The following is an 18162-nucleotide window of genomic DNA, read 5'->3' on the forward strand; positions in this document are numbered from 1 at the left end:
ACACCACGCTCCACCGCCCACCGACCCAACAACTCAGGCGACCACGCCTCACCACCGACCACCACAACCCGAAGATCGACCAACCCCACCGGATCCACCGACGCCAACGCAGCCGGAGTCACGAACGCATGCGACACCCGCTCCGAAACCAACAACTCCCACAACTCCACCCCACCGAACACCGACGCCTCCGCCACCACCATCGTCGACGACGCACCCACCGCCAACAACAACTCCAACATCGACGCATCGAAACTCGGCGACGCAAAATGCAACGTCCGCGACTCCCCCGTCAACCCATACCGATCACGCTGCTCCACCGCAAAATTCGCCAACCCCGCCTGCGTCACCACCACACCCTTCGGAACCCCAGTAGACCCCGACGTATACACCACATACGCCGCCGACTCCGCCCGCAAACGCCCGACCCGATCCACCGCCGACACCGGATCACCCGACACCGACGCCAACAACGCCACCACCGCCGGATCATCCAACACGATCCACTCCACACCCAACGGCAACAACCCCACGAACTCACGCACCGTCACACCGACCCGCACCCCCGAATCCACCACCATCCGCTCCAACCGCTCCACCGGATACCCAGGATCGAACGGCACCACAGCACCACCGGACTTCGCCACACCCCACACCGACACCACCGAATCCACCGACCTCGGCAACGCCACACCGACAAACCCATCCACCTCCACACCCGCACCCACCAACACCCGAGCCAACCGCGAAGACAACGAATCCAACACCCGATACGACACCTCAGCAGAACCACACACCAACGCCGACGAATCCGGACTCCGCTCCACCGCCGACGCCAACAAATCCGGCAGCAGAATCGGTGACACACCCGGCCCACTCGACATGGTCGTCAAGCGGGCTCGTTCGGATGTCTCCAGAATATCGATCGAACCGATCTTCGTGTCGACCTCGTCCATTCGCTCCATGACCCGCGAGAATCGTTGCGCCAGAGCCTTCACGGACTCTTCGTCGATCACGTCGCGTCGATATTTGAATCGCACCTGCATCTGCGTGTCCACAGTCGTCACCAGTGTCAACGGGTAATGACTTCCATCGGAAGTGTGTACCCCTCGTAAGCGGAGCCCATCGATGGAGCCGCTCTCGGCAATTGCCTCGCGGTCGATCGGGTACGACTCGAATACGACCAGCGTGTCGAACTTGGCGCCGTCACCTGCAGCCTCCACGATCTCGGTCAGACCTGTGTAGTGATGATCGAGCAGGTCCGCCTGCTCGGCCTGCAACGTCGACAAATGCTGCATTACAGTGTTTTTGGGATCGACCGATACCCTTACCGGGACGGTGTTGATGAACAAGCCGACCATCGTTTCGACTCCGGGCAGCTCCGCGGGTCGGCCCGACACGGTCGCGCCGAACACGACGTCACGACGAGCAAGCAAGCGGCTGGAGACAAGTCCCCAAGATGCTTGAACCATAGTATTCAACGTGACACCGATTTCGGACGCAGCACACGACAATCGCGTCGTGCTCTCCTCCGAGAGGGTCAACGCATACTCGCCCATACCGACGCCGTCGCCTTCACTTGCACCGGCAAACAACAGAGTCGGTTCCGAGACTCCGACAAGTGCCTGCTTCCAGGCTTCGACAGACGCCGCACGATCACGCTGAACCAGCCATGAGAGGTAGTTTCGGTATGGCCTGGCTCGCGGAAGGTGTTCGGACTCGGCGCCCATGGCGTAAAGAACGATCAACTCCTGCATGAGTAGTGGCATAGACCAACCATCCAGCAGTACATGATGATTGGTCACAACAAGCGTTGCGGTGGTGCCCTCCGGCTCACTGTGGCGGCGTATCAGAGTGAATCGCAGTAGCGGCGGGGCGGCCAGGTCGAAACGTCGGAGCTTGTCTTCCGCCATGATGCGGTCCGCACGCGCGGCTACCGCGTCCAGCGGCTCGGCGGTGAGGTCGATCTCTGTCCATTCCGGAGCGAGCCCGTCGACGACGATCTGAACCGGGGTCCCTGATTCGTCGTCGACGAAAGCGGTTCGCAGGTTCGGATGTCGCTCGAGTAGGGTCCGTGCGGCCGAATGAAGGCGCTCGGCGTCGACGTGTCCACCTAGATCCAGCGAGATCTGGACCGTGTAGGCGTCTGCACTGATGCTGTCGTCGAGCCCCCCGAGGAAGTACATCCCGGCCTGCAGCGGGGTCAACGGCCAGACGTCGGTGACCGTTCTGTACCCCGCCTCCCAGCGCGCAATGTCTGCACTCGAAGTTCGGACGAGGTCGAAGTCGGATGGGGTATGTCCACCGACGGCGTCCGACCGGGAGTAGTCGTCGAGCAATCCGAGTGCGCCGACCCATAGATCAGTGAGGTGTCGAACATCGTCGGCAGCGAGCAATCCGGAGGGGAAGGCGATCGATCCACTGAGACGATCCCCGATCACGACCGAGTTGATGTCCAGCGTCGCCATCGCGGGCATAGTCGGCTCCGGATCCCCCGCGAGATCGCCGAGGTCACCGGCCGGGAGCCACCCGATTCCATTGAACTCGGTCGGTACGGTTTCCTGTCCGACCCGTCCCAGATAGTTGAAGACGATCTGGCCCACACTCTGGGATGCCAATCGCGCGGCCGACTCGGGATTCAGATATCGAAGTTGACCGAAACCGATTCCGCGATCGGGTACTGCGCGCAAAGCCTCCTTGACGAGCTTGATAGCTCTGCCGAGGTGTGGTCCACCGGCCAATGCATCGTCGAGGTCGATCTCGTCGAGATCGAATCGCACGGGATAGATGCTCGTGAACCATCCCACGGTGCGCGAGAGATCGGCGCCGGGCACAGCTTCTTCTTCACGGCCATGTCCCTCGAACCGAATCAGCGCAGATCGATCCTCTGCTCCACCGCGCTCCCGCCGCCACTGATTCAAAGCCACCATGAACGTGGCGAGCAGCCCGTCGTTCACGCTTCCGTGGAACAGTCTGGGGATTGTCGTGAGCACTGCATCGGTGACGCTGGCCGGTACCTCGAATTCGACCCGGTCGACGCTCGAGGCGACATCCACAGTGGAATCGAACGGCCGGGATCCGAGCATTGCATCAGGTCCGGACAGTACCGATTCCCAGTAGTCGAGTTCGTTCCGACGCTTGTCCGATGCCGCCGCGTCACGTAGCCCATGTGCCCAACGACGGAATGATGTTCCGACCGGCTCCAAGGCTGGGGCCTGACCACTAGACACTGCGATCCACGCCTTTACCAGGTCGGGGACGAAAATTCGCCAAGAGACTCCGTCGACCACGAGGTGATGTGCGACGACCACGAGCCGACCCGTTCTGGAAGCTCGGCATTCGACGGATACCGGATCGAGCCACACGAACTGCAGTACGGCACCGTTCCACGGATCCAGCCTGTCCATGGCCCGATTCGTCTCGATCAGCGCCAATTCTCGTAGGTCGTCCGGACCCACTGCCTCATCGACTTCCACCCGGTGGAGCAAGGTGGCCGCGTCGACTGAGCCACGTTCTGCGACGTAATGGACCGATCCGAGCTCAGCAGTCGCGACCAGTGAGGATCGCAGGACGTCATGATGATCGACAACGGCCTGAATCGTGGCTGTCACCCCATCTGTGTCTATGCCCAACGGGAGCTCGAGGACTAGATTTTGGGTGTATCGACCTAGGTCTGTGCCGCGCTCGAGCATCTGCGCCACAATCGGAGTGGCCGGGATCGGACCGACTCCACCGCCCGGCATCTCGTCGAGAACCCCGGGTGAGTCCACCCCGTCCACGGCCGTGGCGTTCTCCGCGATCGCAGCTACTGTCTTGTGTTCGAATATGTTTCGGGCGGTTATCGACAGTCCACGACTCTTCACCCGTGACACGACTTGAATCGACATGATGCTGTCGCCACCGAGTGCGAAGAACGAGTCGTCGACTCCCACTCGCTCGACGCCGAGAACATCCGCGAAGACTTCACCGACGATTCGCTCGGCATCGGTCCGAGGCGCTTGAAAGTCGTTGCGGCGCAACATCGGAGCCGGCAAAGCACGACGATCGAGCTTGCCGTTGACAGTCAACGGAATCGACTCGAGTATCACGAATGCAGCAGGCACCATGTATTCGGGCACTGCGGCGGAGACCTGACTACGCAGATCTTCGTCGTCGATCACCACTCCGTTCCCGGGCACTACGTACGCCACCAGTCGAGTGGTGCCCGGAATGTCCTCGCGTGCCACGACCGCGACCTGTGCGACTCGATCCAGTTCGAGAATCACCGATTCGATTTCGCCGAGTTCGATCCGAAAGCCACGAATCTTCACTTGGTCGTCGGCACGGCCGACGAACTCCAGTTCGCCGGCACCGTTCCATCTGGCAACATCGCCAGATCGGTACAGGCGCACTCCACTGGCGGAGAACGGGTCTGCGATGAAACGTGTCGCCGTGAGCGAGTGCCTTCCGAGATAGCCCCGCGCCACCTGATCGCCACCGATGTACAACTCGCCTGCGACCCCGGGTGGAACCGGGGCAAGACGGGTGTCGAGGATGTGGATTCGCAATCCTGGAATAGCACCGCCGACAACGGAACCCGATGCCGACGCGACCAGTGCCGAGTCCAGTTCACGGTGCGAGACGTGAACTGTCGTCTCGGTGATGCCGTACATGTTCACCAGGCGCGGCGCGCGATCACCGTAGCGGTCGAACCATGGTGTCAGACGACGGAGTTCCAGGGGCTCGCCGCCGAATACGATGTAGCGCAAAGCGGAGAGTGCCGTCCCGCCTTCCATACGGTCGATCTCCGCCAATTGGTGGAATGCCGAGGGTGTCTGATTCAGAACCGTCACGTTTTCCCGGATGAGCATCTGGCGGAAGAGATCCGGAGAGCGCGAGGTGAAGTAGTCGACCACGACGAGAGTTCCACCGTGTAGCAATGGACCCCACAGTTCCCACACCGAGAAGTCGAAGGCGTATGAGTGAAACAGCGTCCAGGTGTCGGCGGAATCGAAAGAGAACAAGCTATCTGTTCCATCGAGCAGCCGACCGACGGCGTCATGTGGTACAGCAACGCCCTTCGGCAGGCCAGTCGATCCGGACGTGTAGATCACGTACGCCACGTCCGAAGGCCGAAGCGTTGCGGTGCGGTCGTGGTCACCGACCGCTGTGCCCGACATCGCATTCAGATCCAGGGTGTCAACATCGAGAACAGAAGCTGAACCTCCGAGCCGCGCCTCGCGACCGGACCAGGTGAGAACAACAGCCGGCGCGGAGTCTTCGAGGACGTAATCGATTCTCTCCTGTGGGTACGAAGGGTCGATCGGGACGTAACCTGCGCCCGAGGCAATGACGGCGAGAACGGCGACTACGAGATCGACCGACCGAGGCATGACGACCGCTACGAGAGTTTCCGGGCCGACCCCGTGAGCGATCAGAAGTCGGGCCAGCCGATTTGCTCGCATTGCGAGTTCCTCATAGCTCAGCCGCTCGTCCTCGTACACGAGTGCCTGAGCCATCGGAGCTGCCGCTACCTGATCGTCGAATCGAGCGGCCAGGGTCCGGTGCTCGGGCTGGGGAATCGGCGCGACCGAGGAACCGGACCACTGCCGCAGCACCAGATCTCGTTCTCCTGGACCGAACACATCGACGTCTCCGACTGCACTCTTCGGCTGAGCGAGGATGCCGCTCAGCAGACGCAGAAACCGATCTGCGAAGGAGACGACGGTCTGATGGTCGAACAAGTCCACGGCATAGGCGAACTGCACAGTCATCCCCTGTGGGGAGCCGCCCGCGCCACCTGACTCGAGCACCGTTACCTGAAGATCGAATTTGGCGATCTCGAAATCGAGATCGACAGGAGTGACCGCTAGTTGGGGTAGCTCGAATGTTCGACGCTCCATGTTCTGGAACGCCAACATCACTTGGAAAAGCGGATGACGCGCCTGCGAGCGCTCCGGGGCCACCACGTCGACCACACGCTCGAACGGTATGTCTGCGTGGGCGAACGCTTCGAGGTCGACCTCGCGAGTCGCAGCGAGCAGCGTCGGAAAGTCCGCTCCGAGATCGAGCTCGGTACGAAGCACCAGGGTGTTGACGAACATGCCGATCACATCGTCGAGAGACGCGTCGCCCCGGCCTGCAACCGGTGTTCCGATTGCGATGTCGTCGGTTCCCGACAATCGTGCGAGAAGGACAGCGAGAATCGTGTGCACTGCCATGAAGCGCGACGAATTATTCTCTCGCGCAAGCACATCGAGAGCTTCGATACTCTTACCGTCGAGGGTGATGGTCACGGTCCGACCGGTATTGCTTGCCACTGTCGGGCGTGGACGATCCTTCGGCAGTTCTATTTCGGTCGCGATGCCGGAAAGCTTTTCGGCCCAGTACGACAATTGGACTTCGGCGAGGGACCCGGGGTCTGTCTCTTTCCCCAATGACGCACGCTGCCACAGCGCATAGTCGGCATACTGAACCGCGAGCGGTGCCCAGTTCGGTGACTCACCTGATGCTCGCGCAACGTAAGCAGACATCACGTCGCGGGCGAGTGGCCCCATCGAGTATCCATCGGAACTGATGTGGTGAACCACCACAGCGAGTACATGATCGTCTTCACCGACCACGAAGAGTTCTGCACGGAGCGGTATCTCGATCGACACGTCGAAACCTCGTCCGAAGAGCCCGATCAAGCGGTCGCCGAGGTCGGATTCCGACACGGTCTCCGGCGTGAACCCGACGGTCGCGTCTGCACCCGAAAGAATGTTCTGGTGGGGCTGTCCGTCGATCGACGGATAGACAGTGCGCAGCGACTCATGACGATCGACCACATCTTCGAGGGCCGTGCACAACGCCATCACATCGAGATCGCCTCGTAGCCGAATGGCAACCGGCAAATTGTAGGCGGCGGAGGAGGAGTCGAGCTGATTGAGAAACCACATGCGTTGCTGCGCAAGCGACAATGGGATGCGTTCGGGCCGTACCTGTCGGGTGAGCTGGGCGCGTGCGCCGCTACCGACGGAACTTTCCAAGCGTGCAGCCAGTGTCTCGACCCCCGACGCCTCGAACAACGATCGCACCGGCACACGCGCGTCGAGCGCCTCCCCGAGTCTCGCAACTACCCGGGTAGCGATCAGTGAGTTGCCACCGAGGCTGAAGAAGTCATCGTCGAGCCCGACACGATCGATACGGAGTACTTCCGCGAATATCGAGGCGACGATCTCTTCGACCGGCGTGGTCGGCGCCCGAAACTCCCGAGTCTCGAAGGTGGGCTCGGGAAGCGCCTTCCGGTCGAGCTTCCCACTCGAGTTCAGCGGGAACGCATCCAGAACGACAACTGCCGCAGGGACCATGTAGGTGGGGAGAAGTCGGCCGAGACCGGTCCGGACCGAGGCGACGTCCACCGACATACCTGGTCTCGGAACGACGTATGCGACGAGATGATCGCTCGAGGCCACGGTGACGACGAGTACGACGGCTTGGTTGATGGTGGGGTGCGCGAGCAGTGCCGTTTCGATTTCGCCGAGTTCTATTCGCTGTCCGCGAAATTTCACCTGAAAGTCGGTGCGTCCGATGTATTCCAGAATACCCGGCTCACCATTCTTGCTCAGGCGCCACCGAGCGAGGTCCCCCGTCCGATACATACGCGTACCCGGAGTCCCGGTCGGGTCTGCGACGAATCGGTCGAATGTCAGATCGGGTCGACCCAGGTATCCGCGGGCCAGTTGAACGCCGGAGAGATACAGTTCGCCTGCCGTGCCCGCCGGAACGATCCGCAGCTGCGAGTCGAGAACGACTGCCGCCGTGTTCCACTCGGGCCTGCCGATAGGAACGGTGCCGCTGTCCGAAGCGGTCGACTCCCAATACGTCACCGACACTGCAGCCTCGGTCGGACCGTACAAGTTATGTAGACCGGCCGAGGAGATCGCACGGAATGCGTTCGCGGTTTCGAGCGGGAATGCCTCGCCGATGACGAAGACGTGCCTGAGGCTCCTGCAGGAAAGTCCCGAGGCATGTGCCGTGAACGTTGTCAGCATGGAAGGCACGAAGTCGGTGAGCGTGACGGAATGCTCCGCGATGGTATCTGCGATGTATGCGGGGTCGCGGTGTCCGTCCGGGGTCGCGAGCACGAGCGACGCACCTACCTGGAGAGGGAGGAAGAATCCCCATAGCGACACGTCGAATGTGGTTGCGGTCTTCTGCAGGTATACATCCGCCGCGGTGAGGCCGTATTCCGTTCGCATCCATGCCATTTGGTTGACGACGGCGCGATGTGAGACGGCAACACCCTTGGGCTTGCCGGTCGATCCCGAGGTGAAAATGACATAGGCAGTGTTGTCGGGCGTCAACGTAGCGACGCGGTCCGAGTCGGTGACAGTCGCGCTGTGCTCTCCGGAAACAGTGTCGACTTCGGTGACGTCGAGGATCGCGACATCGCCGAAGAGTTCACGATCGTGGTCGCCGGACACGAGCACACAGGCGGGACCGGCTGCCTCCACGATGTACCGAACGCGACTTTCGGGGTGGTCCGGATCGACCGGAACGAACGCTGCCCCGGCGCGCAGTACAGCGTAGATACCGACGACCAGATCCAGCGATCGCCGGATCGCGACAGCCACGCGTGCCTCGGGTCCGATTCCGCGAGCGATCAGCGCTCGTGCCAGCGAATCGACCTGACTGTCGAACTCCCGGTAGGTCAGGGATCGATCTTCGAGGATCACAGCAATGTGGTCTGGGTGGCTGACTACCCGATCGTCGAATTTCGACAGCAAGTTCGACTCGCCCGTAAGTGCGTGGTGGGTGTCGTTCCAGTCGCGCAGCAACATTTGGCGTTCGGCGTCGCCGAGGAGATCGAGTTCGCCGACCAGATCGACTGGATCGGCTGCGATGGCATCCAGAATTCGACAGTACCGACGAGCAAGGGACTGTACCGTCTTCTCGTCGAACAGTGCTGTTGCGTAAGTGATCTGGGCAGCGATGGGACCGCCGTCGCCGTGCCTGGTATCGGCACCGGCGAGAGTGAACTGCAGATCGAACTTCGCCAAAGCGCCGTCCATGGGCACCGGCGTGACCGCGAGGGACGGAAGTTCCAGACCTTGTTGCGTCATGTTCTGCAGGAAGATCGCGACCTGGAAGATCGGATGTCGGGAAGGCGAGCGCTCAGGGTCGAGCACCTCCACGAGCCGTTCGAAAGGAACCGCGTCGTGGCCGAATGCTTGCAGATCCGACTCCTGCACCCGCCCCAATAGATCCACGAATGGCTCGGTCGGGTCCAATCGAGTTCGCAGCGGAAGGGTGTTGACGAACATTCCGACGAGATCGTCGAGTTGCTCGTCCCCGCGACCCGCGATCGGCGCTCCGATGACGACGTCGTCGACGTTGGACAACCGAGCAAGCAGAACAGCCAGCGCCGCGTGGGCGACCATGAAAAACGTGGCGTTCTTGGACTTGGCGAGTTCGAGGAGTGCTCTGTGCGTGGTGCCGGAAATTTCGAAATCCACGGTGCCGCCCGCACTGGATTGCACCGACGGGCGTGGTCGGTCGGTCGGTAGGTCCAGCTGTGACGGGATTCCCTCCAGCTCGGACTTCCAGAACGATTCCTGTACGGCGATCTGCGACGTCGGATCGTCGGAGGACCCGAGGACTTCGTGCTGCCACAGCGTGTAGTCCGTGTACTGAACACGCAGGGGCGTCCACGCCGGTTCGATGCCTGCAGCACGAGAGACGTACGCCGTCATCAGGTCTCGCGTCAGCGGAGCCAACGACGCACCGTCGGCGGTGATGTGATGGGTGACTAGCGCAAGCACGTAATCCCCGTCGCCGATCGCCAGCAGCTGCGCACGCAGGGGAACTTCGGTGGTGAGGTCGAACGGAGCCAGGGTCATGGCCTGCAGCACACCGACAGTCTCGGAGTCGGCCACAGGAACAGGTACGAGCCGGGGAGCGACATCCACGGCGTCGAGGACGACCTGATGGCCGTCACCGTTCTTCTCTGGGTAGTACGTTCGCAGTGTCTCGTGTCGGTTCACGACATCGAACACCGCCTGTGACAGGGCCGCCGTGTTCAGCTCGCCCGTCAGTCTCACTGCGAGGGGGAGGTTGTTGATCGCCGATTCCGGCTCCAACCGATTCATGAACCACATTCGCCGTTGCGCGAGCGAGAGAGGGATCGGCTCCGGACGTGAGCGTGCGGTCAAGGGTGTTCGGTGTCCGACATTGTTCTGCGCATCGACCGACTCGGCGAAGCGAACTACCGACGAATAGTCGAACAGCGAGCGAACCGAGATTGTGGTGTCGAGGGCCGCACCGATACGCGCGACAACTTGGGTCGCGATCAGCGAGTTTCCACCGAGCTCGAAAAAGTCGTCGTCCAGACCGACCCGGGGTAGGTCCAGCAACTCGGAGAACACGCCGGCTACGACGCGTTGTGTCGGACTCTCGGGTGCTCGGAACTCGCGTGCGAGGAGAACCGGGTCCGGCAATGCAGCTCGGTCCAGCTTGCCCACCGGTGTCAGCGGAAGCTCGTCGATCAACACGATCGCCGTCGGAACCATATGCCGCGGAAGTGTGTCTGCGACGAACTGCGTCAGGTCCGCCGTACTCAACGCCACTCCCTCGACCGCGAGGACGTAGGACACGAGCATGGCCGAACCCGCACCGCCGCCGGACTCTGCGCCTGCGCCTGCTGCACCGCCGACGCCCTCGCGTGCCACGGTTACCGCGAAATCGACTCCGCTGTGTGCCGTCAGTGCAGAATCGATCTCGCCGAGTTCGATACGGAATCCGCGGATCTTGACTTGAAAATCACTGCGTCCGGAGTATTCGAGGACGTTGGAAGAGTGACGCCATCTGACGATGTCTCCGGTGCGATACATCCGCGAACCATCGTTTGCGAACGGGTTTGCGACGAATCGGTCGGCGGTGAGCGCCTCCTTGCCGTGGTAACCGCGGGCGAGGGCTGCACCCCACAGATACAGCTCCCCCTTGGAACCTGCGATCGCCGGTCGTAACCGGTCGTCGAGAACAGCCGCCGACATTCCACGGATGGGGCCGCCGATCGATACCGTCGCGCCTGGGTCCAATGCACTACTGCACGTAGCCATGATTGTGGCCTCGGTCGGACCGTAGCCGTTGAAGAACCTTCGCCGGCCGGCCGGCCGATCCACGGCCCATTTGCTCACGAGCTCCGGCGGACACGCCTCACCCGCCGAGAGGACCATCTCGAGATCGACCAAGCCTGCAGGATCGACCGACGCCAGTGCAGCGGGCGTGATGACCGCGTGAGTGACTCGTTCCTCTCGCAACAGCTCGGCAAGCTCCATTCCTCCGTACACCGAAGGAGGTGCGACAACCATCGTCGACGACGCCGTCACTGCCATGAGGAGTTCGAAGACCGAAGCGTCGAAGCTGGGTGAGGCGAAGTGCAGGGTTCGCGACGAGCTCGTGAGTGAGTACAGCTCGCGCAACTCGACGGCGAGATCGCTCAGGCCCGCATGGGTGACGACCACGCCTTTGGGCACTCCAGTCGAGCCCGAGGTGTAGATCATGTAGCAGCCATGCGTCGCGTGCAGTGGCCGCACGCGGTCGGCTGCCATTACCGGCGAGTCGTCGTTGCCGCCCAACTCGGCGACGGAAACCGGGTCGTCGAGGACGAGCCAATCCACCGTCTTTGGCAGAGCATCGACGAATTCCGACACGGTCACACCGAAGCGAGCGCCCGAATCGGTGAGCATGTGATCGATGCGATCGGCAGGATAGTTGGGATCCACCGGCAGGAAGGTGGCGCCCGATTTGGCGATACCCCACACGGATCGAACGGACGAAGCCGACCTCTTCATCGCGACTGCAACGACGTCGTCGGCGCCGAGGCCGCGCCCGATCAGGGCCCGTGCCAGCCGGCTCGACCACGCGTCCACCTCGGCATACGAGAGGTCTGTGCCTTCGAAAGACAGTGCCGAAGCCGACGGATCGGACTCGACCGCAGCAAGTAAAATGTCGGGCAGAAGTGGGATGCGCGGGCGTCGCACGCGCGGAGTTCGCCGAGGTCGTGCCGTCGAGCGGGATGTTCCTGGAGAGGTAGTGCTGGCCGAGCTGTTCTGGCCGTCGCCACTCATCGAAGCTCGACTTCGACGGGCACGGAAACAGACAACTCAGACTTGAACAAGACTCACCCTTTGATCTCGATCCGAGGTCGAACCGAGTACTCGAAAAGACCGAGTTCCTGCAGTCGCCCCGTACAGGTTTACAACGACAAATTGTCGTCCATGTATACCCCATCGCTCACGACAGGCAGACGTTACCGAGGGCCGTACCGGGCGCGAGGACCGTTATGGTCGGGTAAATCATTCACTCGGATGATTCGCCGAGGTACGTGCCGTCACCGCGAGGTCGTGGATAACGTCACCTGTCGGATCAGCGACCGCCGAGGATCCACTTGTTCAGAATCGGTCCGATCAATCCCAACGATGCGGGCGAGGCCATCTTCCAGTGGGTCGTCTCCACTGGATAGTTGACCGTACGTTCGGCGTCGACAGCCGACTTCCAGGTAGACGCGCCGGACTCGCCCGAGGGGTCGTCGAGTTCGGCGGTGAAGTACAGCAGCTCCCCATCGAACCTGCTCGGCCGATATTCCTCCAGGAGTTCGGCGGAGCGCCGAATCCCGCCGAAAATGATCTCGATCCGATCTCTGGTCAGCGAGTCGAAGGGCGGCGGCAGGGTCGCAACCAGATCCACCGCGTCCTGTACGTCGAAATCGGCGACATCGCGGTCTGTTTCCCCACCGAACTCACCGACGAGATCGACCATTGTCGGTATCGCCGTCGTACGACCTTCGGCCGTACCGAGGGTCGCATCCATCACGGCGAGCGTCTCGACGCTCTCCCCCAGAGTACGAAGCCGAACCGCAACTGCGTGCGCAATTACACCACCCATCGACCATCCGAGTAGGTGGTAGGGCCCGACCGGCTGAACGGCGCGAATCTCGTGCACGTACAGCTCGGCCCAGGCTTCGATCGAGATCGGGAGTGCAGCACCGGACAGCGCGGGAGATTGAAGACCGTAGACAGGTCGATCGGCATCGAGATGCGGCGCCAGTCCTGCGAACGCCCACGCGGTGCCCGTGATCGGGTGGAAGCAGAAGAGCGCTTGGTCCGCGCTTCCCTCGCGGAGCGTGACGAGAACGTCGAGTGGTCCGCCGGGAACGCGTCCGGCACTCGACGTCGACGGTTCGCGGTCGAGGCGTGCGGCCAGCTCTGCGGGTGTCGAACTTCCGAAAACCCAGGGAAGAGGTACATCGCGACCGACCGCTGAACTCAGCACGCCCACCATTCGGACGGCGACCATCGAGTTGCCACCGAGATCGAAGAAGTCGTCGTCCACGCCGACGTCCTCGGTGCCCAGAGTATCGGCGAACACCCGTGCGACCAGAGCTTCGGTCTCACTGCTCGGCGCCTTGTAGTGCACCTTGTCGAATACGGGATCGGGAAGGGCTCGACGATCCACCTTGCCGCTCGGATTCAACGGAAGTCGATCGAGAACGACAAAGGCTGCGGGCTTCATGTACGACGGCAACTCCTCGGCTGCCAGCGCCTGCAGCGAGTCTCGATCGATCGATCGATCTGCAGCCGGAACGACGTAGGCAACCAGCCGGTGACCCGAATTTCCGTCCTCACGCGCGACGACGGCTGCGTCGTTCACGTCAGAGTGGGTGCGAAGAACCGACTCGATCTCGCCCAGCTCGATGCGGTAGCCGTGCACTTTCACCTGCTCGTCCGATCGACCGAGGTACTCGAGCTCACCATCGCGATTCCATCGGGCGAGATCACCGGTTCGGTACATTCGAGACCCGTTCGGTCCGAACGGGTCGGCGACGAAACGCTCGGAGGTCAGTGCCGTTCGTGAGGTGTAGCCACGCGCCAACTGGACGCCGGTGAGGTACAGATCTCCGCCGACTCCTGCCGGAACGAGGTTCATTCGAGAATCCAAGACGAGAGTGCCGGTGTTCCACACCGGAAGGCCGATGGGCACGCCGCCGACATCTTCCGGCACCACCTCGTGACAGGTCACCGATACCGCAGCTTCGGTCGGCCCGTAGAGATTGACCAGCTTCCCCGAGTTGCCTCGGCGGAACCACTGAGCGAGGCCTGCGGCGAGTTCCTCGCCGATCGCGTAAACACGCTCGATAGATGTGGGCAGTACCCCTTCGGCTTGCATCAGAAGGGTGTTCAGCATCGCCGGCACCACACCGAGGGTCGTCACATTCTCCGAACGCATCAAGGCGAGGAGATAAGCAGGATCCGGATGTGATCGGGGCGCAGCGATGACCACTGTGCTGCCTGCGGCGAGTGCGCCCCAGTATTCCCAGACGGACAGATCGAACGTCACCGCGGTGTGCATCAACACGACATCGCCAGGGCCGGTTTGGAAGCTGGCACGCAGCCACTGCAGCTGATTGACGATCGCTCGGTGGGAGACTGCCACTCCCTTGGGCTTTCCGGTCGAACCCGAGGTGAAAATGACGTAAGCCGTGTTGTCCGGTCGCACCGGCGCGGCGCGCTCGGAGTCTCCGATGGGGCCACCGGAGTACTCGGAGGAGTCGATCTCGTCCACCGACACCGTCGGCGCCGTGCTCTGCCAGTCCCCGCTGTCACCAGGACCGGTGACGACAAGCGCAGGAGCGACGGTATCGACGATGTAGGCATTGCGATCGGCCGGATGCTCACCGTCGAGAGGAACGTAGGCGGCACCGGTCTTGACTACCGCGTACATCACCACCAACAGGTCGACGCCTCGCGGGATCGACAGTGCCACAACGGACTCCGGTCCGATTCCACGTTCGATCAGGTATCGAGCCGTCGCGTTGACCCGCGAATCGAACTGCCGGAAAGTCATTCGTTGCCCTTCGGCAACAACAGCTTCGGCGTCCGGGGTTTCGGCCACCCACGCCTCGAACATCGAAATCAACGTCGATTCAGCGACCGGATGCGCCGTCCGGTCGGCGGAGAAGACCATCGATCGACGTTCGGGCTCGGTCATCAGTTCGATGTCGCCGATCAGCACCATGGGATTTGCGGCTACGGCGTCGAGCACGCGTACATATCGATCGAGCATCGATTGCGCCGTACTCTCGTCGAAAAGATCTGTTGCATATGCCAGTTCGATACCGAACGCAGAATCGCCACTGCGTTCCGAACTTTCGGTGATAGTGAAGTGCACATCGGACTTGGCAACGTTCGATTCGAATTCGACCGGCCGAACGGTCAGATCCGGAAGCTGGAGCGACTCCTGTGCGATGTTCTGAAACGAGAAGCCGACCTGGAAGAGTGGGCTGTATTCGGAGGATCGTGGCGGATTGATGGCTTCGACGACCCGCTCGAAGGGCACATCGGAATGCGCGAATGCCGCGAGATCCACTTCCCGTACGTCGGCGAGCGCCTCGAGGAAGCTGGAACTCGCGTCGACCCGGGTCCGGAGCACGAGGGTATTGACGAACATGCCGATGAGTCCGTCCAGCGCCTGATCGACGCGACCTGCAATGGGAGTACCGACTACGACGTCGCCGGAGCTGCTCATCCGGCTCAGGAATGCGGCCAAAGCAGTGTGGACGACCATGAACAGTGAGGCCTCGTGCGCGTGCGCGACACTGACGAGAGTCCGGTGTACCTCCTCGGTAAGGGTCGTACGCACTGCCGCGCCTGCAAACGACTGCTGTTCCGGTCGGCGCCGATCGGTAGGCAGGTCCATCACAGGAGCGACTCCGCGTAGGTGCTCCTGCCAGTATGCGATCTGTGTACTGAGCATCGAGTCGGGATCGGACTCGTCGCCCAGCACTTCGCGCTGCCACAGAGCGAAGTCGGCGTAGTGCACCGGCAACGGCGACCACTGCGGAGCATGGCCGGCGGCACGGGCCGAATATGCCATCATGACGTCCCGCACGAGTACGGGCAGAGAGGATCCGTCCGCACTGATGTGATGTACGACGATCACCAGCACGTACTCGCCATTCAGATCCCCGGTCGCCTGGTCGACGGCATACAGCCTGACGAACACCGGTGGCGCCTCGGTGACGTCGAACTGTCTCGTCACTGCCTCGCGCACGCGCGCAGGAATGTCCTCGGATCGCACCGCGACCGGCGTCAGGTCGGGAACGGCACTCGCCGCGGGCAGAACCGACTGCGAGGGACCAAGCGGTTCGTTCGGGTACAAGGTCCGAAGTACCTCGTGCCGGTCGACGACGTCTGCGACCGCGGCCTGAAGCGCTGCGACATCGAGAGCCCCCGACAACCGCACCGCGATCGGGATGTTGTCCACGACCGAAGAGGTGTCGAACTGATTGAGAAACCAATACCGTTGCTGCGCAAGGGACAGTGGAATACGGGAAGGTCGTTCGAACGTCGTCAGCGGTGGTCGCTGGACAATCTCCGAAGCATCGTCCACCGATGCAGCGAGTGATCCCACGGACGAACTCTCGAACAGAGTTCGGACCGACACCGCGCGCCCGAGCGCCGAACTCAGTCGCGACGCAACTTGCGTTGCGATCAGTGAGTTGCCGCCCAACTCGAAGAAGTCGTCATCGAGCCCCGCCCGATCGACATCGAGCACATCCTCGAACACACCCGCCACCACCCGCTCCGACTCCGACTCCGGCTCCCGGAACTCCCGCACCACAGCCGCAGGCTCCGGCAAAGCAGCCCGGTCCAACTTGCCCACCGGAGTCAGCGGCAACTCGTCGAGAGCGACCACCTGCGAAGGCACCATGTGTCGCGGCAACCGCTTCTTCACCCACCCCCGAATCTCCAACACATCCAGATCCGAACCCGCAGCAGGCAACACATACGACACCAACACCGTCGCGCCCGCCACCCCCTGCTCCCCCGAACGCGCAACCGTCACCGCGAACTCGACCCCCGGATGCGAGGTCACCACAGCGTCGATCTCACCCAACTCGATCCGGAAACCACGCACCTTCACCTGAAAATCACTGCGCCCCACGTACTCGATGTCATGCGAGTCGGGCAGACGGCGAACGACGTCACCCGTGCGGTACATCCGTGTGCCGTCCTCGACCAGCGGATTGGCGACGAATCGTCCTGCTGTGAGCCCCATTCGACTGTGGTAGCCACGCGCCACACCGGGGCCCCAGAGGTACAACTCACCCTTCGCGCCGCCGAGTACTGGACGCAACCGATCGTCGAGTACAGCGGCGGACATCCCGCGGATCGGGGCACCGATCGATATCTCATCCCCCGCGACCAAAGCATCCGAAATATTGGACATGATCGTCGTCTCCGTCGGACCATACCCATTGAAAAACTCACGCACACCAACACCAACACCAACACCACGCTCCACCGCCCACCGACCCAACAACTCAGGCGACCACGCCTCACCACCGACCACCACAACCCGAAGATCGACCAACCCCACCGGATCCACCGACGCCAACGCAGCCGGAGTCACGAACGCATGCGACACCCGCTCCGAAACCAACAACTCCCACAACTCCACCCCACCGAACACCGACGCCTCCGCCACCACCATCGTCGACGACGCACCCACCGCCAACAACAACTCCAACATCGACGCATCGAAACTCGGCGACGCAAAATGCAACGTCCGCGACTCCCCCGTCAACCCATACCGATCACGCTGCTCCACCGCAAAATTCGCCAACCCCGCCTGCGTCACCACCACACCCTTCGGAACCCCAGTAGACCCCGACGTATACACCACATACGCCGCCGACTCCGCCCGCAAACGCCCGACCCGATCCACCGCCGACACCGGATCACCCGACACCGACGCCAACAACGCCACCACCGCCGGATCATCCAACACGATCCACTCCACACCCAACGGCAACAACCCCACGAACTCACGCACCGTCACACCGACCCGCACCCCCGAATCCACCACCATCCGCTCCAACCGCTCCACCGGATACCCAGGATCGAACGGCACCACAGCACCACCGGACTTCGCCACACCCCACACCGACACCACCGAATCCACCGACCTCGGCAACGCCACACCGACAAACCCATCCACCTCCACACCCGCACCCACCAACACCCGAGCCAACCGCGAAGACAACGAATCCAACACCCGATACGACACCTCAGCAGAACCACACACCAACGCCGACGAATCCGGACTCCGCTCCACCGCCGACGCCAACAAATCCGGCAG

At 62.2% G+C, this 18162-nt stretch carries 2 protein-coding genes; both read right to left on the reverse strand.

What is annotated here, in order from left to right:
- On the reverse strand, positions 1 to 12002 hold a 12002-nt coding region (locus BJD99_RS00850; protein ID WP_084344879.1), incomplete at its 3' end, for a non-ribosomal peptide synthetase.
- 385 nt (positions 12003 to 12387) lie between these two features.
- The gene (locus tag BJD99_RS00855) at positions 12388 to 18138 is read right to left on the reverse strand and encodes a non-ribosomal peptide synthetase (protein WP_306294077.1); all 5751 of its coding nucleotides are present in this window, start codon (positions 18136 to 18138) and stop codon (positions 12388 to 12390) included.
- Between the last annotated feature and the right edge of the window lie 24 nt (positions 18139 to 18162).

This window comes from Rhodococcus sp. 1163, from assembly GCF_002091985.1.
Lineage (GTDB): Bacteria > Actinomycetota > Actinomycetes > Mycobacteriales > Mycobacteriaceae > Rhodococcoides.